Source organism: Streptomyces sp. NPDC001920, from assembly GCF_053594495.1.
In genome coordinates this window covers 1-20,059 of record NZ_JBSFEP010000039.1, presented here as the reverse complement: position 1 = coordinate 20,059, position 20,059 = coordinate 1, and the positions used below count along the sequence as shown (strand labels likewise).

General features: G+C 71.1%; 17 protein-coding genes and 4 pseudogenes. 5 read left to right on the top strand and 16 right to left on the bottom strand.

From position 1 onward, the window contains the following. Positions 1 to 105 precede the first annotated feature (105 nt). Together ACWCPI_RS38585 and ACWCPI_RS38580 are read right to left on the bottom strand one after the other, a co-directional pair. Complete coding sequence (locus ACWCPI_RS38585) at positions 106 to 381, bottom strand: DUF1876 domain-containing protein (protein WP_388807751.1); 276 nt, start codon at positions 379 to 381, stop codon at positions 106 to 108. Positions 382 to 435: 54 nt separating this feature from the next. Then, positions 436 to 1,905 carry a toll/interleukin-1 receptor domain-containing protein gene (locus ACWCPI_RS38580; protein WP_451042619.1) on the bottom strand — a complete coding sequence of 490 codons (1,470 nt, stop codon included), beginning with the start codon at positions 1,903 to 1,905 and terminating at the stop codon, positions 436 to 438. A 41-nt stretch (positions 1,906 to 1,946) separates the two neighbouring features. Here ACWCPI_RS38580 and ACWCPI_RS38575 point away from each other — a divergent pair, with 41 nt between their 5' ends. Next, positions 1,947 to 2,393, top strand: coding sequence for an HIT family protein (locus tag ACWCPI_RS38575; RefSeq protein ID WP_451042618.1), 447 nt, complete (start codon positions 1,947 to 1,949; stop codon positions 2,391 to 2,393). On the opposite strand, the gene ACWCPI_RS38570 is transcribed toward ACWCPI_RS38575, so the two are convergent. Next, positions 2,380 to 2,829, bottom strand: a complete 450-nt coding sequence (locus ACWCPI_RS38570; RefSeq protein ID WP_451042617.1) for a hypothetical protein — start codon at positions 2,827 to 2,829, stop codon at positions 2,380 to 2,382. The two genes, ACWCPI_RS38575 and ACWCPI_RS38570, sit on opposite strands and share 14 nt — an antisense overlap. A 285-nt stretch (positions 2,830 to 3,114) precedes the next feature. Here ACWCPI_RS38570 and ACWCPI_RS38565 point away from each other — a divergent pair, with 285 nt between their 5' ends. Further along, positions 3,115 to 4,608, top strand: a complete 1,494-nt coding sequence (locus ACWCPI_RS38565; RefSeq protein WP_451042620.1) for a metallophosphoesterase — start codon at positions 3,115 to 3,117, stop codon at positions 4,606 to 4,608. Between the two features lie 97 nt (positions 4,609 to 4,705). On the opposite strand, the gene ACWCPI_RS38560 is transcribed toward ACWCPI_RS38565, so the two are convergent. From ACWCPI_RS38560 to ACWCPI_RS38545, 4 genes and pseudogenes are all read right to left on the bottom strand, one after another. Further along, a complete protein-coding gene (locus ACWCPI_RS38560; protein ID WP_451042616.1) occupies positions 4,706 to 4,984 on the bottom strand; it encodes a hypothetical protein in 279 nt (92 codons plus the stop codon). Position 4,985: 1 nt separating this feature from the next. Beyond that, the gene (locus ACWCPI_RS38555; RefSeq protein WP_451042615.1) at positions 4,986 to 6,128 is read right to left on the bottom strand and encodes a hypothetical protein; all 1,143 of its coding nucleotides are present in this window, start codon (positions 6,126 to 6,128) and stop codon (positions 4,986 to 4,988) included. Positions 6,129 to 6,146: 18 nt separating this feature from the next. Then, a complete protein-coding gene (locus ACWCPI_RS38550; protein ID WP_451042614.1) occupies positions 6,147 to 6,557 on the bottom strand; it encodes a hypothetical protein in 411 nt (136 codons plus the stop codon). Positions 6,558 to 6,704: 147 nt separating this feature from the next. Next, positions 6,705 to 6,827: pseudogene (locus ACWCPI_RS38545) on the bottom strand (EamA family transporter); the annotation flags it as partial. Between the two features lie 103 nt (positions 6,828 to 6,930). Here ACWCPI_RS38545 and ACWCPI_RS38540 point away from each other — a divergent pair. After that, positions 6,931 to 7,125 (top strand): annotated as a pseudogene (locus tag ACWCPI_RS38540) (UTRA domain-containing protein); the annotation flags it as partial. A 35-nt stretch (positions 7,126 to 7,160) separates the two neighbouring features. On the opposite strand, the gene ACWCPI_RS38535 reads toward ACWCPI_RS38540, so the two are convergent. The 5 genes and pseudogenes from ACWCPI_RS38535 to ACWCPI_RS38515 all read right to left on the bottom strand — a co-directional run bounded on the left by ACWCPI_RS38535 (position 7,161) and on the right by ACWCPI_RS38515 (position 12,041). Beyond that, positions 7,161 to 7,901: a hypothetical protein gene (locus tag ACWCPI_RS38535; RefSeq protein WP_451042613.1), complete on the bottom strand. Its 741-nt coding sequence runs from the start codon at positions 7,899 to 7,901 to the stop codon at positions 7,161 to 7,163. A gap of 209 nt (positions 7,902 to 8,110) precedes the next feature. Continuing rightward, positions 8,111 to 8,439, bottom strand: a pseudogene (locus ACWCPI_RS38530) (hypothetical protein). Continuing rightward, the gene (locus ACWCPI_RS38525) at positions 8,436 to 8,948 is read right to left on the bottom strand and encodes a YbaK/EbsC family protein (RefSeq protein WP_451042612.1); all 513 of its coding nucleotides are present in this window, start codon (positions 8,946 to 8,948) and stop codon (positions 8,436 to 8,438) included. Before ACWCPI_RS38525 ends, ACWCPI_RS38530 begins: the two are co-directional and overlap by 4 nt. Before the next feature lie 136 nt (positions 8,949 to 9,084). Continuing rightward, the gene (locus ACWCPI_RS38520) at positions 9,085 to 11,310 is read right to left on the bottom strand and encodes an MMPL family transporter (protein ID WP_451042611.1); all 2,226 of its coding nucleotides are present in this window, start codon (positions 11,308 to 11,310) and stop codon (positions 9,085 to 9,087) included. A 131-nt stretch (positions 11,311 to 11,441) separates the two neighbouring features. Continuing rightward, entirely contained in the window at positions 11,442 to 12,041 is a 600-nt protein-coding gene (locus ACWCPI_RS38515; RefSeq protein ID WP_451042610.1) for a TetR/AcrR family transcriptional regulator, read from the bottom strand. A 198-nt stretch (positions 12,042 to 12,239) separates the two neighbouring features. On the opposite strand from ACWCPI_RS38515, the pseudogene ACWCPI_RS38510 reads away from it, so the two are divergent. After that, positions 12,240 to 15,474 (top strand): annotated as a pseudogene (locus ACWCPI_RS38510) (S41 family peptidase). An 86-nt stretch (positions 15,475 to 15,560) separates the two neighbouring features. On the opposite strand, the gene ACWCPI_RS38505 reads toward ACWCPI_RS38510, so the two are convergent. From ACWCPI_RS38505 to ACWCPI_RS38490, 4 genes are all read right to left on the bottom strand, one after another. Further along, positions 15,561 to 15,743 carry a hypothetical protein gene (locus ACWCPI_RS38505; RefSeq protein ID WP_451042609.1) on the bottom strand — a complete coding sequence of 61 codons (183 nt, stop codon included), beginning with the start codon at positions 15,741 to 15,743 and terminating at the stop codon, positions 15,561 to 15,563. Between the two features lie 87 nt (positions 15,744 to 15,830). Continuing rightward, on the bottom strand, positions 15,831 to 16,715 hold the full coding sequence (locus ACWCPI_RS38500; protein WP_451042608.1) for an SDR family oxidoreductase: 885 nt from the start codon (positions 16,713 to 16,715) through the stop codon (positions 15,831 to 15,833). Further along, positions 16,712 to 17,662 (bottom strand): alpha/beta fold hydrolase, encoded by a 951-nt coding sequence (locus tag ACWCPI_RS38495; protein ID WP_451042607.1) that lies wholly within the window; start codon positions 17,660 to 17,662, stop codon positions 16,712 to 16,714. Before ACWCPI_RS38495 ends, ACWCPI_RS38500 begins: the two co-directional genes overlap by 4 nt. Next, positions 17,659 to 19,167, bottom strand: a complete 1,509-nt coding sequence (locus ACWCPI_RS38490; RefSeq protein WP_451042606.1) for a flavin-containing monooxygenase — start codon at positions 19,165 to 19,167, stop codon at positions 17,659 to 17,661. Before ACWCPI_RS38490 ends, ACWCPI_RS38495 begins: the two co-directional genes overlap by 4 nt. 132 nt (positions 19,168 to 19,299) lie before the next feature. Here ACWCPI_RS38490 and ACWCPI_RS38485 point away from each other — a divergent pair, with 132 nt between their 5' ends. After that, entirely contained in the window at positions 19,300 to 19,968 is a 669-nt protein-coding gene (locus ACWCPI_RS38485) for a MerR family transcriptional regulator (protein ID WP_451042605.1), read from the top strand. Positions 19,969 to 20,059 lie beyond the last annotated feature (91 nt).

The following is a 20,059-nucleotide window of genomic DNA, read 5'->3' as shown; positions in this document are numbered from 1 at the left end:
ACGAGGGCTTCCGCCCGGCACGCCGAGAGCACGCACCATACGCCGCGGGGCCCGCCCTCCGGGCGGACGACGGGACTTTGCGGACACGACCTAGGGAGAGCCGGATCAGACGTGGATCGGGTGCGAGGTGCGCCCGGACGCCGCGTCGATCTCGCCGTGCGCCTTGGTGAGCATCTGCATCGCGAGCTCGTTCAGTGCGCGGGCCCCGGCGATCTCCTCGCCGACCCGCGGCTGATTGGAGTCGGTGTGGTGCCGGGTGGCGTGCCCGTGGGCCCGTACCTCGGTGCCGTCGGGCAGACGCACCAGCGCGACCGCCCGCGTGTGCTGGTCGTCCTCCTGGAACTCCAGCTCGACATGCCATCCCACTGCGGTGTGCATCATGACGATCACCTCCGGAAGACCTGCTTCCAGGGTGCTCCTGTCGAGGGCCGCCGACTAGTCGGGCTCGGCGAACTCCTCGGGCCGCGGCGCGGGTCCGGACCGTTTGGTGCGGGCGGGGGCGCTCAGGGCCGCCACCCGGTCGGCCAGCAGGGCGACACGCTCCCCCACCTCGGCCACCAGGTCGGTGCGCAGCCGGCGCTGGTGGCGCAGGCCGATTTCCGTCGTGGTGAGCGCCAGGGCCGCGGCGATCAGGACCAGGACCGCCAGCGTGCCGTGCACCCGGGGCGTGCCCTTCCCCACCGCCTCGAACGCGAGCCCGGACGCCACCGCGAGGGCCGTGATCGAAGCCAGCCCCACGACATGGCCGCCGAGGAGCCAGGGATGGTCCTGGCGCAGCCACGTCAGCCGGGAGCGCCGGGCCTCCTGCGACAGCCGCCCGAGCGCCGCCCGCATGTCCGCCAGCTCCCACTCGGCCTTCTCGCGCTGTTCCCGGGTGAGCGGGGGCCGCGCCGCGGCCAGGCGCAGTTCCAGCCGTGCGACCGCCCGGCGCAGCACGGGCCGGCTCACGGGGGTCGGCAGGCCCTGCGGCCAGCGGGCCCACAGGTCGGCGTCGCGCCGCTGGAGACGGATGTGAGTGGCGGCCGAGTGCGCGACCGCGAGGCACATGACCAGGAGCAGGGCCAGGGACGCCCACGTGCCGCCGTCACCCCACAGCTGCAGCGCACCGAACGCACCGATCAGGACGAGCCCCGCGGCCATCGGCCAGGTCTGCCGGATGTACGTCCGGTGCTTGACGGCGTGCAGGTCGCGTTCCCAGCCGTCCAGGGGGCGGCGGAGCAGGACGCGGGTGACGGCGAGCGAGAGGGGCGGCGCGCACAGCAGCAGACAGCCTCCCAGCGTGGCGTAGAGCGTCCACGGCAGGCCGTTCCCCTCCGCCCAGCCGTCGTCCCGGGGCAGCGCGGGGGCCGCGAGCAGTACCGCGACGGCGAGCACCGCGGTGAGCGCGCCCGGCCACCGTCCCGCCCGGCGCGCGGGCGGTGGCGGCGGGACGGGCCGCCAGGTCCGGGAGACGTCCGTCTCCAGTACGGCGATCAGTTCGGCGAGGTCGGCCTCGTGGTGGGCCGCGCGCAGGAACTGGGCGTTGCGGTGGGCCAGGTCCCGCAGGGGCGGCGGCAGTTGGTCCGGCCCCGGCGGGGCGGCACCGTCGAGCAGCAGCGGGATGACGGTCTTGCCGGTGTGCAGGGCCTGGTCGATCTCCCGGCGCACCCAGTCGGTCTCGTCGTCCAGCCGTCTCTCGCCCCCGGCGCCCCGCGCGTCCGCCCAGCCCCGGTGCACCACGACGAGCAGGACCTCGCAGTCCGCCACCCGCTCCCGCAGGGTGTCCGGGTAGCGCTGCCCCGGCACGATGGAGGCGATGTCCCGGAAGACCTGGTCCGTACCGAAGTGCCGTTCGAGCCGGTCGTACAGTTCCCGCACGACGTCTTCGTGATCGCCCCTGCGGTAGTTGATGAAGATGCCGCCCACGCCGCACACCCTAGGTGCACCCAGAGCGAGAGGGGCCACCCATGGACGTCCGTGAACAGCCGTGCCCCTTCTGCGAGATCGTCGCCGGCACCGGCAGGGCGCGCGTGGTCCACGAGGACGCGCACACCCTCGCCTTCTTCCCGCTGGCTCCCGCGACGCGCGGGCACACGCTGGTCGTGCCCCGCGCCCATACGGCGGACCTGTGGGCCATGGAGGCGGAGGCGGCTCAGCACCTGTTCCGCGCCGTGCTGTCGGTGGGGGACGCGTTGCGCGCGGTGCTCGAACCCGAGGGCATGAACGTCATCAACTCGGCGGGCGAAGTGGCCTCGCAGTCGGTCTTCCACACCCATGTGCACCTGGTGCCGCGCCGGGCCGGGGACGCGATGGGTCCCATCTGGCCGCCGAAGGGCACGGGTCCCGGTGCCGAGGACGACGCGGCGACGGACGCGCTCGCCGCCCGGCTGGCGGCCGCGCTCACAGGGCGATGACGACGAGCGCGAGGTCGGCGAGCAGCAGCGGCGTGTAGAACAGCAGCAACGTCGGGGTCAGCCAGACCTGCGGCCAGGGCATCCGCGACAGGTACGGCGCCACGTCCATGGACAGCACCTCGACCGTGCTGTCGGGGCGCCTGGCGTCGTCGTAGAGCCGGCGAAAGGCCCGCTCCTGGCGCAGGAAGAAGCAGTCCAGGTACCAGAAGCAGGTCAGCGGCACCACGCCGACGACCGCGAGCTGCCAGCTCAGCCGGCTGGCGGACAGCGCGAGCAGGCCGGCGGCCAGGGTCAGCGCCCAGCCCTTCACGAGGAACGAGTTGGTGCCCAGTCGCGTGATCGTCGCCTGGACGAACTCCAGGTGCTTGATCCGGTCCGCGTCCAGCGGCGTCCTGCCGCCGACCCCCGCGTCCGGCCCCTCGCTCAGCGCAGTCAATGGCCCGCCCCCCTCGGTGGACTTTCGCTGGTCCGAGCGTAGTGGGGAAGCCGGGACGGCCTCCATCGGTGCGTAGGGGCGAAACCCGGGACGGCCTCCATCGGTTCGCTCGCGGGACAAACACCCCGACTCGGGATCAGTGAGACTCGGCACACTCACTGTGATGACCGGCTTCGCCCTGCTTCCATGGAGATGTCGCGTTCCCTGGAGATGTCGCGCGCCGGACCTGGCCCAGCCGCCACCGCCACCTCCCTCGCCAAACCACACCCGGGCCGCATCGAGGACATGCGCTGCTGTTTCTCCGCCCACCTCCCGGCCCTCGCGGCCCTGTCGGCCTTCCCGGGGCCCTGCGAGATGCTGCGCTCCGGCGCGCGTCTCGCCCCCGCCCTGCTGCGGTCGGCGTCCGCCGCCGTGCAGCGGGCGCGCTCCCACCACCCCGACGACCTGGCCGCCGTCAACCTGGAACTGGTCACCCTCACCGAGGACCGCGCCGTCATCTCCTGGTACACCGGGATCCCCGGCACCAACGACGGCTTCGGCCACCCGATGCCCGCGATCACCGAGGGCGAGGTCGTCTACGGCACCCACCCCTCCCGGCTCCACCGCGTCGCGGCCGAGGGCCTGCCCACCGCCCACCACCAGGTCGAACTCACCGGCCTGGAACCAGGGCAGACGTACTACTACCAGGCCCGCTCACGCGGTGTGCCCGCGACGCCGACCCCGCTGCACCTGGTGCGCGGCAACGCGGTGGGCACCTCGGCGTTCGGGCTGGGCACGAGCGGTGGACCGTACTCGTTCACCACCCCGCAGCCCCCGCCCGGCCGCCATCTGCTGTCGATCGCGCTCTGCAACGACCTGCACCTCGGCGAGACCACCGCGGGCCTCGTGGGCGGGCTGCCCCTGCTGCGCGGAGTGGCACAGCAGCCGGGGCGGGCGCCGTATCCCGAGCTCATGAGCAGGGCGCTGGTCGAGGAGGCCCGGCGGCGCGGGGCGGACCTGCTGCTGGCCGGGGGCGACATCTCGGCCGGCGGTGCGGCCCATGACCTGGGCGAGGCCCGGCGGATCCTGGACGGGTTCGGCACGCACGGGCGGGACTACTTCGTCGTGCGCGGCAACCACGACCGCTCCCGGGACAACGCCTTCCACACCGCGTTCCCGGGTGACGGCGACGGGCCGGGGTACTTCGCCCGTGACCTGGGCGGGCTGCGGATCATCGGCCTGGACACCTACGCCAAGAGCGGCAACGGCGCGGACGCGGGCGGGCTCGGACCCGAGCAGCTGTCGTGGTTCCGGGCACGGCTGAGTGAGGCGCCGGAGCAGCCGACGGTGGTGTTCGGCCACCATCCGCTGACCGTGCGGGACTCGGTCTTCCCGGTGACCCGCGGCCAGTGCCTCGAGCGCCGTCAGGCCCGGACCGTGCTCGACGCCTACGCCCAGGCCCCCGGCGTCTTCCTGCACCACGCGGGCCACACCCACCGCAACAAGCGCACGGTGCTGCAGCGGGCCCCGCACGTCACACAGCAGGAGGTCGCCGCGGCCAAGGAGTACCCGGGCGGGTTCACGCTCCTGCGCATCCACTCCGGTGGCTACGCCCTCAACCACTACAAGGCGGACGCACCGGCGGCCCGCCAGTGGAACGAGCGCAGCCGCCGTGTCGCCGCGGGCCTGTGGCCCCACCACGCCCTGGGCCGCTCGGTCGGCGACCGCAACAGCGTGACGGCACACGACCTGTCCGGCGTCACCCGTCTGTCACCCGCCCTGGACGGCACGCGCCGGTGAGGTGCGCCGACGAGGTGACGGCCGCCCCCGCGCACCGGGCCGGCCGTCGACCCGGGCCGCGGCGCCTCGGCTCTCTCCCGCCCCCTGAGCCTGCCGGCTAGAACAGCGCCTCGAGCCCGCCGATCAGCGGCACCGGGGCGAACGTCATGACCAGCGCTGCCACCGCCAGTCCCGGCCGGATGTCCCGCTTGCCCAGGAAGCCCGACACCGCGGCGGCGGGCGGCAGGACGCACAGCACCAGGAAGCTCCAGTGCCAGCCCTCCTCCTTCGTGAGGAAGAGCAGGAGGGCGAGGTAGGCGGGGACGGCTGCCGCGGACATCATCCGGGCGCGGGAGAGGAACAGCTCCAGGCTTTCGCCCGAGTAGGGGAAGGGCATCTCAGGCGACCACCTGGTTGTCGTAGCCGGCGGAGCCGGCCTCGGGGAAGCCGTCCGCCGCCGAGAAGCCGTTGACCGCCGCGGACAGCACCGCCCCGAGTCCGGTGATGGCCACCATGGTGGCGTCGAACGCCTTCACCAGAGCGGCGAACCTCTCGATCATCATGACGGCCTGGGCGGCGGCCAGGGCGAACATGGCGGCGGACGCCGCCTGCCCGCCGATGGGGATGGCGTTGACCGCCGTGGCCGCGGCCAGGTTGGCCATCCAGATGATCGCCATGTCGGCGAGGAAGACGATCCCGGCCTTGAGGACCTCCGCGAGCTGGAACACCTGCCGCGCCGCCGCGTCGTAACAGGACTGCAGGGAGTCGAAAGTCTCCTTGAAGTCGGCGAGTTTCCCGCCGAACTCGTCGAAGTAGACCTTCGCGGCGTCGTACGCGTTGCCCTGCCAGGTGACGCCGACGTTCGTGGTGCCCTTCTTCAGGTTCGCGGCCACCGCGTCGCAGAACGAGCCGAGGTTTCCCCAGACTTCGGCGCAGTCCTTGTACTTGTTCCAGTCACCCAGAACCCAGTTGTTGATCTCGCCGAAGATGTCGTAGCCGAAGAGCAGTTTCACCGCCTCCACGGCCACGGTCGACGGGCTGCCCAGGTCCAGGACGGTGCCGAGGGTCTTCTGGACCGGGTTCATGGTGTATTCGTCGACGTGCCCCTGGGCGTACTTGACGAGCGGGTTGTCGCTGTCCCCCGCGGGTTTCCTGAGGGCCGCCGACGCGTCCTGCGCGTCGGCGAAGTCGCTCCCGTTGCCGCCCCCGGACGGTGCGCCCCCGCCGCCCTTGGACCCCGGGTAGGTGGCGTCCATCTTCGCGGCGGTCTCCGTGTCCGTCTCACGGTAGTACGTGGCGGACCTGGACAGTTCCGACTGGGAGGAGTGCAGGACGCTCTGCACCTTCCCCAGGGCCTTCTTGGCGGAGTCCACGTACTGGTCGTGGTTGCCCGCGACGAGATCCCAGAGCTGTCCTCCGGCCGCCTTGTCGATCTGCGCGTTGCTGGTCGTGTACTCGACGGCCTTCGCGGCGCCGTCGGCGCCGCGCGACACGAGCGAGGCGAAGCCCTGGATCGCGTCCGGCTCAACTTCGAAACCCACGGTCGTCCCCTGCCCCCGTCAGTACAGTGACCAGCCCCGGCCGTCATGCCGGGACTTGTGGCTGCCGCCCTCGCCGGGCTCGGCGCGTCGTTCCTCGTCGATCCGCTCCTGCTCCGCCGCGATCGCGCGCCTGCCCTCCGCGGCCAGTTCCTCGCGCTGGGCCTCGGAGAGTGCGGCCCACCTCTCCGCCATGGGGGCCGCCCGCTCGATCAACTGGTCGGCGTACGCGGACACGTTCACCGCGTCCCGCAGGCCGGCCCGCCCGGAGAGGACCTCCTGTGCCATCTCCTTAAGGGCGTCGCCGCCGTGCCCCGCGGCGAGCGTCTCCAGGGACTTGCGCAGCAGCCTCGCCTGCGCGGGGTCGCCCTGGGACATCTCCAGGAGTTCGGAGTCGTCGAACTGCCCGCCCGAGTCCCGACTCTCGGTCACATCTTCCCCTTCGGGCCGATCACGGATGCCGTCCAGCGTGTATCCAGGGTGCCTTGCGCAGCACCGTCGATGCACTGGAATCACAGATCCGTCACAGATCCCGCGAGTGACAGGGTCGTCGGCCTGATCGAACGACAGACCCTCGAACTAGCCCCCGTGCGGCATGAGTCCGATCCCTGTCACCAGCAGTCCGGCCGCCACGATCCGCGGTGCGCCGAACCGCTCCTTGAAGAACACCGCGCCGATCGCGGCGCCCACGAGCTTCGAAGTCAACCATGGCAAGGGCAGCTTCGTACGCTCCAGCGATCCGGGCACCGGCACACGCGCGATCCACCGCACACTGATCCCCTGCGAGGTCGCGGACGGCATCCCGATGCTTGCGGAGGAGCCCTGCAAACGCCCGGCAGTGATCTACCGATGGCTCACCGAGGACGGCCACAAGCTGACATGGACCGAGACCGTACGCGCCCGCACGCCCCTGCCCCATGAGCGCGCCACGCTCCAGCTCCCGGACGCGACCCCGGTCCTGCACGTCGCCCGCGTCACGCACGACACCGACGACCGCCCGCTGTTCCTCGAATACCTTCGCTTTGACGCAGTCCCTCAGATGGAGGAAAGGTTTTCGGCCCGCATTCGACTTTCGATGGATTTACCACCGCCGACACATTCATCAAGGAACACCGAAAGCTTCGCGAGTGCTGCCAACAGTCTTTCTGTGCGCTGCCGTTTCTCACCTCGTGCTATTTCGAGGTAAAACATGATGAGTCGATCGAACCAGACGCGCCAAGCGGGATCCTGGAGCTTCTCGCAGAATTCCCGGTAGGTCATGAGGCGCTCCTCATCACGAACCCAGACCGACTCGCCGATGCTGGGCTGTGTGACGTAGTAAACACCCTGGTTGACGAGGAATCCTTGCTGTACACCCAGCAGCAGTCCGGCAAGCCGAGTATCGTCCGCTGCAGAGAGCTGAAGGTATGGGAAGTCTTCGCGGACCTTCTTCAGCTGGGCGAACAAACAAGAAGCAAGATACACCGACGACACCAGGGCGCAGCCGGGACCAATGAACCACGATGCATCCTTTGTCGACACTTCGGCCGGGTCATCGACTACCAGGAGGCCGCTATTCACCCCATCGGCCGTTCGGGCGTGATTCAAGATACTCAGCAGTCTGAAATGATTCTCCACCAGGTGAAACCGTAATGGGTTCAGGTACTTTGCGTTGAGTTCGTGTCGCTGAGCACGCACTTCCCGCCGCTGCTGCTGACGTTCACTCAGGTAAATCGACAAGACCGTCACCAAGGCTGATGTGGCTGCTGCAACCAGCGCCGCCAGCACGGCGTTCACCCCGGAACCTCGTTCACATTCGTCTCCCCTCAGCTCGACGTCTCGGAGCCGCCGCCCACCAGACAGGACCCAGCGATCCCGGTGTGTACTGACACGCCCTGCTGAGCATGCATCAGTCGAGTCCGGCGGTACGGCATCCCTGCCAACCTTGACTGTTAGTCAAGAAGCAGCAGGCTGCCAGATCTTTGACCAGCGAAGGCATTACGGCATCAGCAGAGCTTGATTGACGACTCCCTCAGGGCTGCGATCGGCGCGAGTTCGGCCTTGGTCTGGGCCCACAGGACAAGGCCGTAGGCGGCGACGGACAGCGCGGCGCCCAGCAGTCCGAGAGCGGCGAAGGGCCGCAGGATGGCCGGAGGTACGGCCACGCCGCCGCCGGGAACGTGACGAAGGGCACGAGGGCCGCTCCGATCAGCGCCCCGCCGCCGGCGATGAGGGTGAACCCGACCAGCTTGTCGGTGATCTGGTGGGCGATGGCGTTCCAGCCGGCGTGGGTGACGGCCGCCAGCAGGACGGCGGTCGTGACGAGAGGGGTCACGAAGTCCGCTCGCGCACGTCCACCAGGGTGCCGCCGGCGTGTGCGACAAGGGCGTCGGGGGCCATGGGGAAGACGGTGTGCGGGGTGCCGGCGGCGGCCCACACGACGTCGTGCTCCAGCAGTGACCGGTCGGCGAGCACCCGGGTCCGCGTACGGTGCCCGAAGGGCGGCACCCCTCCGATGGCGTACCCGGTCGTCTCCCGTACGACGTCCGCCTCGGCCCGCGTGACCTCGCCGGCGCCGAGCTCGCGCCGCACCCGCTCGACGTCGACGCGTGAGGCGCCGTCCATGAGCACCAGCACCGGCACCCCGTCGGCGGCGAAGACGAGCGACTTGCAGATCTGGCTGAGTTCGCAGCCGATCGCCGCGGCGGCCTCGGCGGCGGTTCGGGTCGCGTCCGGGAAGCGCCGGATCCGGGCGTGCAGCTCACCCGGGCCGAGCTCTTCCAGAGCGGCGGCGAACCGGGGGTGGGCCCCGGACCCTTCGGTGTCAGTGGCGGCTGTCGTCATGCGGGGCACGCCAGCGGTCGGTGTGCGGTGCACGCGACCGGGTTCCGGGAAGGCCGCCGGGAGAGCCACGGAAGAAGCCGGTGAGGGCACCCGTCCCCACGGAGCCCTCACCGGCCGGCCTGCCTCGACGGGTCGGTCAGAGGCGTACCAGCGCGCGGTCGTCGGCCGGGTTCTTGGACTCGTCCCCGGCGCGCAGGCCCTCGCCCTCGACGTCCACGTTCGGCAGGGCGCGGTCCAGCCACTTGGGCAGCCACCAGGCCTTCTTGCCGAGCAGGGCCAGGACCGCCGGGACGATGGCCATCCGCACGACGAAGGCGTCGAAGAACACCGCGATGGCCAGGCCGAACCCGATCATCTTGACCATGGACTCGCTGGAGCCGATGAAGCCGGCGAAGACCGCCATCATGATCACCGCGGCGGCCGTCACCACGCGGGCGCCGTGCCGGAAGCCGGTGACCACGGCCTGGCTCGGCTTCTCGCCGTGGACGTACGCCTCGCGCATCCGCGTCACGAGGAACACCTCGTAGTCCATCGCCAGGCCGAAGACCACACCGACCATGAAGATCGGCATCATCGACATCACCGGGCCGGTCTCCTCCACGCCCATCAGGCCGGAGAGCCAACCCCACTGGAAGACCGCGACCACCGCGCCCAGCGCCGCCATCACGCTCAGCAGGAATCCGAGCGCCGCCTTCAGCGGGACCAGGATCGAGCGGAAGACCAGGATCAGCAGGAGGAAGGCGAGGCCGACGACCAGGGCCAGGTACGGCAGCAGCGCGTCGTTCAGCTTCTCGGAGACGTCGATGTTCATCGCCGTCGAGCCGGTGACCAGCACGGTCGCGTCCGTGTCGGCCTTCACTCGGGTGCCCTGGTCGCGAATGGCGTGCACGAGGTCCTCCGTCGCCACGGAGGAGGGCTTGGCGTCCGGGATCACCGTGATCGTCGCGGTGTCGCCCGCCTTGTTGGGCGTCGCCGGCGTCACCGTGACGACGTTCTCGATGCCCTTGATGTCCTCGCCGACCGTCTTGAACACGCTGCTCGCGTCGTCGCTTCCCTTCGCGTCGACCACGACCATCAGCGGGCCGTTGAAGCCGGGGCCGAAGCCCTCGGAGAGCAGGTCGTAGGCGCGGCGCTGGGTCGTGGACGTCGGCTGCGAACCGTCGTCGGGCAGGCCCAGCTCCAGGGAGGCCGCGGGCACCGCGGCCGCGCCGAGGCCGATGACGCCGAGCAGCAGCACGGCGACCGGCCGGCGGACGACGAAGCTCGCCCAGCGCGTGCCCATGTTCGGCTTGGCCGTGCCGGAGGCGGCCTTCTTCTCGGCCCGCTTCCCGCCCATCCAGCGGCTCTTCCTGCCCGCGGGCCGCACCTTGCGGCCGGCGTAGCCGAGCAGGGCCGGGACCATGGTCAGGGCGATGAGCACCGCGATCACGACCGTACCGGCGGCCGCGACACCCATCTTCGTCAGCATCGGGATGTTGACGACGGACAGGCCCACCAGCGCGATCACCACGGTCAGGCCCGCGAAGACCACCGCCGAGCCCGCGGTGCCGACGGCCCGGCCGGCGGCCTCCTCGCGCTCACGGCCCTCGGCGAGTTCCGCACGGTAGCGGGAGACGATGAACAGGGCGTAGTCGATACCGACGGCGAGGCCGATCATCATCGCCAGCGTCGAGGTCGTGGAGCCCAGGTCCAGCGCGTCCGCCAGCGCGGTGATCGTCGAGATGCCGATGCCGACGCCGATCAGGGCGGTCAGCAGCGGGAGCCCGGCCGCGACCAGCGAGCCGAAGGTGATCACGAGGACGACCGCGGCGACCGCGATGCCGATGATCTCGGTGGTGCCGGTCTCGGGTGTCGTCTGGAGCGCGTCACCGCCGACCTCCACGGTCAGCCCGGCGTCCCGCGCGTGCTGCGCGGTGTCCTGAAGGGCCTCGCGGGAGGAGTCCTTCAGCTCCATGCCCGAGACCTCGTACTTCACCGACGCGTACGCGATCGTGCCGTCCTTGCTGACGGCCCTGGCCTTGTAGGGGTCGGCGACGGAGGCCACCTCGGAGCCGTCGGCCAGTTCCTCGACGGTCTCCTCGACGGTCGCCTTGTTCGCGGTGTCCGTCATCTTCTGCCCCTCCGGCGCCTTGAAGACGACCCGCGCGGTGGCGCCGTCGGCGCTCATGCCGGGGAAGCGCTGCTCCAGCAGGTCGAAGGCCTTCTGCGCCTCGGTGCCGGGGACCGAGAAGGACGTGGAGCCCGCGGTGGGGGCGCTGGCCGCGCCGACACCCGCGAGGGTGAGCAGAGCGACCCAGAGGAGGGCGACGAAGTGCCGTCGCCTGAAGGCGAGTCGGCCGAGTTTGTAGAGAAATGTGGCCACGAGGGCGTCTCCCGGTCAGGTCGTGGGTCGGTACGTGGGCAGGGGTGATCAGCCCGACGACGTGAGCGGTTACGTCAGGTGGAGGGCTCGTTCTGGGGACTCGTCAGGTGACGGGAATCAGCCGACGGGAGTCAGTTGACGGGAACGCCGAGGGCGGGGAGGACCACGGCGTCGATGTACGACTTGAGGAAGGCCTGCGTGGGCGGCTGATCGTCGATCAGGGTGCGGGTGGCGAAGGCGCCGACCAGCATGTGCACGACGTAGCCCAGTGCCGGGCAGCCGGCGCGGACCTCGCCGCGGTCGACGGCCCGCCACACCACCCGGTGGAAGTCCTCCATCTCCGGTTCGATCAGCAGTTCCTTGAACGCCGTCAGGAGGTCCGGGTTGGCGTGCACCGCCATGAACAGCCCTCGCATCAGCGCGGCGTTCTGCTGCATGGCGCAGTCATCCTCGCGTGCCGTCAGGGCGTGGAGGTCTCCGCGCAGGGTTCCGGTGTCGATGTCGGCGATGCTGCCCGGCTTGTTGTGCCGGATCGCCTTCGCCACCAGCTCCGGCTTGCCGCCCCACTGGCGGTAGAGCGTCGCCTTGCTGGACCGGGTGCGGGCCGCCACGGCGTCCATGGTGAGGGCGTCGTAGCCGACCTCCCGGAGCAGGTCGAGCACGGCCTCGTACAACTCGGCCTCACGCTCAGGGGTGATGCGGCTGCGACGTGCGGTCGGGGTCTCGGTCACCGTCCTCACCTTCCTGCTCCGAACGACACGGTTTCGTACACCAAGAAGGTACCCCACCCTCTTACGAAACGAAACCGTTTCGTACGTGTCCTGGCTCACGCGGGGCCTCGGCCGTCGGCGCCCGGGGCACCGAAGGCAGACGACCCGACCCGTTCGGCACGACTTGCCCCCATACGTCCCCGGGCGAAGCATGGGGAGGTGAGCTACCTGCGCCTACCGCATCTGAGCGGCGACCTGCTGTGCTTCGTGGCCGAGGACGACCTGTGGCTGGCCCCCCTCGACGGTCCGGGCCGCGCCTGGCGGCTCACCGTGGACCGCACCAAGACCGGCCACCCCCGTTTCTCCCCCGACGCGCGGCACATCGCGTACACGAGCTGGCGGAGCCTGGTCCCCGAGGTCCACCTGGTCCCCGTGGACGGCGGCCCGGCCACCCGGCTCACCCACTGGGGCTCCGCGGACACCCAGGTCCGCGGCTGGACACCGGACGGCGTGATCCTCGCCGTCGCCTCCCACGGCGAGCCCTTCTCCCACTACACCTGGGCCTACAAGGTCCGCCCCGACGGCGACCCGGGCCGCAAGCTCCCCTGGGGCCCCTGCTCCGACATCCAGGTCGCCGACCTCGACGGCGAACGCAAGACCCTGCTCCTCACCGGCACCCCGCCGCACGAACCGGCCTCCTGGAAGCGCTACCGGGGCGGGGCGACGGGCCGCCTGTGGCTGCACGGCGAACGCCTGCTCCCGGACATCGGCGGCCACCTGCACTCCCCCATGTTCGTCGGCGGCCGTATCGCCTTCCTCTCCGACCACGAAGGCGTCGGCAACCTCTACTCCTGCGCCCACGACGGCTCCGACCTGCGCCGTCACACCGACCACGACGCCTTCTACGCCCGGCACGCCGCCAGCGACGGCACCCGGGTGGTGTACCAGTGCGCGGGCGACCTGTGGATCGTGGACGACCTCACCGCCGACTGCGAGCCGCGCAGACTCGACGTACGGCTGAGCGGGCCGCGCGCGGGCCGCCGCGCCTACCAGGTGCCCGCCGCCCAGCACGTCGACGGCATCTCCGTGGACGAGACGGGACGCGCGAGCGCCGTCGTCGTACGCGGCAGCCTGTACTGGCTGACCCACCGCGACGGCCCGGCCCGCACCCTCGTCGACACCCCCGGCGTCCGGGTCCGGCTCCCGGAGATGCTCGGCTCCGTCGGCCAGGTCGCGTACGTGACGGACGCGGAAGGTGAGGACGCCGTCGAGATCGCCTACCTGCCCCGGGCCACCGGCGAACGCGAGCCGAGACGACTCGCCTCGGGCGAGCTGGGCCGGGTCCTGGAGATGGTCGCCGACCCGAACGGGGAGCGCCTCGCGATCGCCTCCCACGACGGACGGCTCCTCCTCCTGGACGTCACGGAGGACTCGAACGGCGAGGTCACCGAGGTGATCCGGTCGGTCAACGGGCCCGTACGCGACCTGGCCTTCTCCCCGGACGGCACCTGGCTGACCTGGTCCCACCCCGGGATCGGCCGCTCCCTGCGCCAGATCAAGCTGGCCCGGATCAAGGACCGCCTCATCGTCGACGTCACCGCCGGCCGCTTCGAGGACGAGAACCCGGTGTTCACGCGGGACGGCCGATACCTCGCCTTCCTCTCCTGGCGGGGCTTCGACCCGGTGTACGACGTGCACACCGGCGACCTGTCCTTCCCGCTGGGCTGCCGCCCCTACCTGGTGCCGCTGTCCTCCGCGACCCCCTCCCCCTTCGCCCTGAACCCCGAGGGCCGCCCCGCGGCCGGCGGTCTGGACCCGGTGGACGACGAGGAGGGCGGAGAGGCCGGAACGACGACCGTCGAGGCCGAAGGGCTGGAGAGCAGGGTCACGCCGTTCCCGGTCGCCGCCTCCAAGTACTCAGCGCTGCACCCGGTCGCGGGCGGCGGACTGGTCTGGCTGCGCTGGCCGATCTCGGGCGCGCTCGGCGAGACGTTCGCCAACCCGGACGACACGACCGGACGGCCGACCCTGGAGCACTTCACCATCGGCAAGGCGAAGAAGACCGAACTCGTCGACCATCTCGACTGGTTCGCGGTGAGCGGCGACGGCACCCGCCTGGTCCTGGTCGACGAGGGCGACCTGCGGGCGGTGCCCGCCAGTGAGTCCGGTGACAGCGACTCGACGGTCTGGATCGACTCGCGCCGCATCCTGCACGAGGTGGATCCGGCGGCCGAGTGGAAGCAGGCGTACGAGGAGGCGGGCCGGCTGATCCGGGCGTACTTCTGGGAACCGGACATGTGCGGCATCGACTGGGACGCCGTCCTCGCCCAGTACCGCCCGCTCGTCGAACGGGTCGCATCCCCCGACGAGTTCGCGGACCTGCTGCGCGAGGTGCTGGGTGAACTCGGCACCTCGCACGCCTACGTCTCCGCCGCCCGCCGCAACGAGGGCCCGCCGCACTACCAGCGCTGGCAGGGCCTGCTCGGCGCCAACTTCGTACGCCGGGACGAGGGCTGGGTGGTCAAGCGGATCCTGCCGGGCGAGTCCTCCGACTCCAAGGCCCGTTCCCCGCTGGCCGGCACCGGCATCCGGCAGGGCGCGGTCCTCACCCATGTCGACGGACGCCCGGTGGACCCGGTCGCCGGCCCCTACCCGCTCCTGGCCGGCGCCGGCGGCACCACGGTGGAGCTGACGTTCACCCCCGCGGAGGGCGAGGCGGGCCGTGCCCGCCGCGTGGCGGTGGTCCCCCTGATCGACGAACGCCCCCTGCGCTACCAGGACTGGGTCGCCAAACGCCGTGCCGTCGTCCGGGACTTGAGCGGCGGCCGCTGCGGCTACCTCCACATCCCGGACATGGGCGGCTCCGGCTGGGCCCAGTTCAACCGGGACCTGCGCATGGAGATGTCACGCCCCGCCCTGATCGTCGACGTGCGCGGCAACGCGGGCGGCCACATCAGCGAACTGGTCGTGGAGAAGCTGACCCGCACGATCCTGGGCTGGGACCTCACGCGCAACGCCCAGCCCGTGTCGTACGCCTCCAACGCCCCGCGCGGCCCGGTTGTCGCCCTCGCGGACGAGGCGACCTCGTCCGACGGCGACATGATCACGGCCGCCTTCAAGCTGCTGAGACTGGGCCCGGTCGTCGGCCAGCGCACCTGGGGCGGAGTCGTCGGCATGACCGGCCGCCACCGCCTGGGCGACGGCACGGTGATCACGGTCCCGATGAACGCGGCGTGGTTCGACGCGTACGGCTGGTCCGTGGAGAACAAGGGTGTGACCCCCGACGTCGAGGTCCTGCGCACCCCGCTGGACTGGGCGGAGGGCCGCCACGCCCAGCTGACGGACGCCGTGGAACTGGCCCTGAAGCTCCTGGAGACCAACCCCCCGGCGACGCCCCCCCGGCTATGCACACGTACCGGACCGCTCACGACCGAAGCTTCCGCCCCGTCCTTGAGGGGCGAAGGGCACCGGAAGGGCGGGACAGGCGGAACGCGGGGCACCCACCGTCAGGGGGCGCCCCGCGTTCAACGGGCGCGACGACTACCGGTCGTAGTCCTCGTCGAAGCGCTCGTGGTCCTCACGCTCGCGCTCGCGCATCCGCTCGGACTCCTCGTCCCGCTGCGGCCGCTGCTGGCGCCCACGGTGCTGAGCCTGCTCCCGCGCCTGCTGCGCACGCTGCTGCAGCTGCTCGGACTTCTCCTGGAACTGGTCCTTCATGCCCATGTGGGTTCACTCCCGTAGTGGGTGGGGGTAGGCCCCTCGGTGGGGCCTCGACCAGGTTCACACGGGCCATCACCCCCCGCATGTCGATCAGTTACGCCGTGTGACGCGCTCCTGCTCATCGGCGGCGCCGCCCGCTCCGACCAGCCCCGACCGCATCCCGTCCAGGCGTCCGGCGAACCGCCGCATCTCGCGCTGCCCCACGGTCCCGATGATCCCCGGCAGGTATCCGCGCACGCCCTGCATCCCGCGCAGCCACCACTGCCCGTACACATGGCTCGACCGCCGCTCGATCCCGGCCACGATCCGGTCGACCGCCGGCCCCAGCGGATAGGTCTTGTTCGACGGCCACGGCAGTCGCTTCCTCAACTCCCGCATGACGTCGTCCTGATCGGCTCCGCGCACCATGTCGGTGTCGGTCCAGGACAGGTACCCGACCCCCACCCGCACGCCCCGGTGGCCGACCTCGGCGCGCAGGCTGTGCGCGTACGCCTCCACCCCGGACTTGGAGGCGCAGTACGCCGTCATCATGGGCGCCGGAGTGATGGCGGCCAGCGAGGCGATCTGCAGCAGGTAGCCCCGGCTCTCCATCAGCACCGGCAGGAACGCCCTGGCCGTCACCGCCGACCCGATGAGGTTGACCTCGATGACCCGACGCCACGCCTGCGGATCGGAGTCGACGAACGGTCCGCCGGTCGCGACACCCGCGTTGGCCACGACGATGTCGACCTTCCCGAACCGCTCCTTGACCTCCCGCGCCACCCGTGCCATCGCCTCGTGGTCGGTGACATCGGCATGCCAGTGGTCGCTGTCGCCGTGCAGCCGTTCGCCGACCTGCTTGAGGACGTCCGGCTCCAGGCCGACGAGCGCCACCTTCGCGCCCCGCGCGGAGAGCTTGCGGGCGAGCAACTCGCCGACGCCCCGCGCCGCCCCGGTGACGACGGCCACCTGACCTTCGAGGCTCACCCTGCTCATGCGCCCTCCTTCACCTGCTGGTACGTCTCGGTCTGCTGATTCCCGCCCCGCGCGTACGTCGCGACGAGCTCCCGTATCCTCCCGGTCACCAGTGCGGGCGCCTCGACGGGTGTCATGTGCCCGAGGCCGGGCAGTTCGGTGACGCCGAGGCAGTTCGGCAGCGCGGCGGCCAGGGAGCGCGCGTGCACCGGCGGCGTGAGCCGGTCGGCCGTGCCGACGATCACCGCGGTCGGCACCGCCAACTCCCGTGTCCCGTGGTCGAGGTCGAGCAGGTCGAGCACGTGCGACCAGGCGTGGCGGACCTCGCGCGGACACGCGTGCACGATCCGCGCGCACGCCTCGACCATGTGCGGGGCCGAACCCCGCCCCATCGTCGCGTACTTGAGGATCGCCCTGGCGAGTGGTGTGACCGGCCCGAGCGGCGCCCGTGATCCGAGGATGTGCTTGGTCAGCCAGGTCCGCAGCCGCCCCGGCCGCATCGGCACGACCGTCGACTCGGCGACCAGCCGTGAGGCGCCGGTGCTGCACAGCAGGACCGCGGCCGCGTGCTCGCGCAGCGCCGGGCGGGTGGCGGCGGCCATCACCGTCATGCCGCCCATGGAGTGCCCGACCAGCACGGCACGTTCACCGGGCGCGAGGGTCGCCTTCAGTACGGCTTCCAGGTCGTCGGCGAGGACGTCGGTACTGCACGCCGGGCTCGCCGGGCTGCGTCCGTGGCCGCGCTGGTCGTAGGCGATGACCCGGTGGTCGACGGCGAGGTCGCGTATCTGCGCCGCCCAGAAGGCGGTCGAGCAGGTCCAGCCGTGCGCGAGGACGACGGCGGGGGCGTCCTCGGGACCATGGACCTCCGTGTGCAGCCGGGCGCCGTCGGCGGAGACGGCCGTCAGTTCACGGGCGGCGACGGGTGGGGCGTACGGACCGGACTTCACGTGCATGAGACGGCTCACGCGGTCACCTCGCTGTTCTCCTGGGATTCTTTGACTGCGGCACGGAGCACGGCGTACTCCGACAGGTCCACGCGCCGCACGGCCCGCCGGAACTCGGTCGTCGTACCGGGCCAGACGGTGGTGTTACGGCCGTTCGCGTCGAGGTACCAGCTCGTGCACCCGCCGGTGTTCCACACCGTCCGCTTCATCCGGACCTGGACCTTCCGGTTCCAGGCGGACACGGCGCTCGGCCGCGCGTCGAGGGCCACCCTGCCGCCGAGGACGTCCAACTGCCGTACGAAGTCGGCCAAATAGTTCAGCTGGGACTCGATCATCAGGATCATCGAGGAGTTCCCGAGCCCCGTATTGGGCCCGATGATGGTCATCCAGTTCGGGAACCCCGCGGCGGAGGCACCGCGCAGTGCCTCCATCCCGCCCTTCCAGACCTCGGCGAGCGTCCTGCCCTCGGCGCCCACCACCCGCTCGGCGATCGGCATGTCGGTGACATGGAACCCGGTACCGAAGACGATCACGTCGACCTCGGCCTCACTGCCGTCGGCGGCGACGAGGGTCGAGCCGCGGATCTCGCTCAGGCCGCCGGCGACGACGTCCACGTTGGCCTGGGCGAGTGCCGGGTAGTACTCGCTGCTCAGCAGGATCCGCTTGCAGCCGATGCGGTAGTCGGGCGTCAGCTTGGCGCGCAGGGCGGGGTCCTTGATGGACCGGGCCATGTTGCGCCTGGCCAGCCGCTCGATGAGGCCGAGCTCGTTCGGGCGCTTGGTGAACGCCTGGACCTGCAACTCCCGGATGCCCCACAGCAGTCCGCGGCGCAGCTGCGCGGTGGCGGGCAGGGCCCGGTGCAGGGCGCGTTCGGCGCCGCTGATGGCGCGGTCCATGCGGGGCATGACCCAGGGCGGGGTGCGCTGGAAGACGGTCAGCCGGGAGACCTCGGGCTGGATGGACGGCACGATCTGGATGGCGGAGGCGCCGGTGCCGACCATGGCGACGCGCTTGCCGCGCAGGTCGAGTCCGTGATCCCAGCGGGCGGAATGGAAGACCTCGCCGGGGAAGGAGTCCAGGCCCGGGATGTCGGGGATCTTCGGGTCGGACAGCGGCCCGGTGGCGGAGACGACGAGGTCGGCCGAGAGTTCCCCGCTGCTGGTCTCGATGTCCCAGCACAGCCGCTCGCCGTTCCAGGTCATCCGCTTCACCTCCGAGTCGAAGCGGATGTGGGGGCGCAGCCCGAAGACGTCCGTGACGTGCTCCAGGTAGGCGCGGATGTGCTCCTGCCCGGAGAAGGTGCGCGGCCAGTCGGGGTTGGGCGCGAAGGAGAAGGAGTACAGATGGGAGGGCACGTCGCAGGCGCACCCCGGATAGCTGTTGTCCCGCCAGGTGCCGCCGACGCTGCCGGCCCGCTCCAGGACGACGAAGTCGGTGATGCCCTCGCGCCGCAGCCGCACGGCGGCACCCAGCCCACCGAACCCGGACCCGACCACCGCGACCCGCACATGTTCGCGTTCGGCCATGCCTGTGCCTCCCACACTCCACCGGAACCGCGCCAGTGAACACTGGCACAATGGGGAGAGTAGAGGAGGACCGTACCGACCGGTAGGGGGCGGCCGAGGAAAGTTACCCCCGGTACGAACTAGGGTGCCCACGTGACCGAGAAGCGCGAATACCGCATGGAGGAGCTGGCCCGCCTGGCCGGCATCACGGTGCGCACCCTGCGCTTCTACCGCGAACGCAAACTGATCCCGCCGCCCCGCCGCGAGGGTCGCATCGCCTGGTACGACGACCACCACCTGGCCCGCCTGCGCACCATCGCGGCCCTGCTGGAACGCGGCCACACCCTCACGGGCATCGCGGAGCTGGCGGAGGCCCTCGACAACGGCCGGGACGTCGCCGACGTCCTCGGTGTCACCCCCACCGAGGAGGAGCCGGTCCGTCTCACCCCCGAGGAACTCGCCGCCCGCTTCGAGGGCCAGGTCACCCCCGAGAACCTCGCCGCCGCCCTGGAGCTCGGCTACCTGGGCACCGACGGCGACGAGATCGTCCACATCAGCCGCCGCCTGCTGGACGTCTCCTCGGCCCTGGTCGGCGAGGGCATCCCGCTGGCGGAGGTCCTGGCAGCGGGCAAACGCGTCCGCGAACACGTCGACGACCTCGCCGAGATGTTCGCCGACCTGGTCCTGCGCCACACCGGCGAGGACGACCTGCAACGCCTGCGCCCGCTCGCCCGGAGCGTCGTGGAGGCCGAACTGTCCCTGGCCCTGGACCGACGGCTACGGAAGCAGAACGGGCGGGACCGGGGTCCGTCCCAGCCCTAGACGAGTAGTTCCGATTGCGGGGTTCACGGACGCAGGGAGGGTGTCCAACATCGGGTTGTGACGACCGAGTTAGACACCCTCTTGACCGCAC

Bases quoted from the DNA above. Each gene is read 5' to 3' on its own strand.
- ACWCPI_RS38585 (WP_388807751.1), bottom strand. From the start codon at position 381: ATGATGCACACCGCAGTGGGATGGCATGTCGAGCTGGAGTTCCAGGAG.
- ACWCPI_RS38575 (WP_451042618.1), top strand. From the start codon at position 1,947: ATGGACGTCCGTGAACAGCCGTGCCCCTTCTGCGAGATCGTCGCCGGC.
- ACWCPI_RS38565 (WP_451042620.1), top strand. From the start codon at position 3,115: ATGCGCTGCTGTTTCTCCGCCCACCTCCCGGCCCTCGCGGCCCTGTCG.
- ACWCPI_RS38560 (WP_451042616.1), bottom strand. From the start codon at position 4,984: ATGCCCTTCCCCTACTCGGGCGAAAGCCTGGAGCTGTTCCTCTCCCGC.
- ACWCPI_RS38525 (WP_451042612.1), bottom strand. From the start codon at position 8,948: ATGACGACAGCCGCCACTGACACCGAAGGGTCCGGGGCCCACCCCCGG.
- ACWCPI_RS38505 (WP_451042609.1), bottom strand. From the start codon at position 15,743: ATGGGCATGAAGGACCAGTTCCAGGAGAAGTCCGAGCAGCTGCAGCAG.
- ACWCPI_RS38500 (WP_451042608.1), bottom strand. From the start codon at position 16,715: ATGAGCAGGGTGAGCCTCGAAGGTCAGGTGGCCGTCGTCACCGGGGCG.
- ACWCPI_RS38490 (WP_451042606.1), bottom strand. From the start codon at position 19,167: ATGGCCGAACGCGAACATGTGCGGGTCGCGGTGGTCGGGTCCGGGTTC.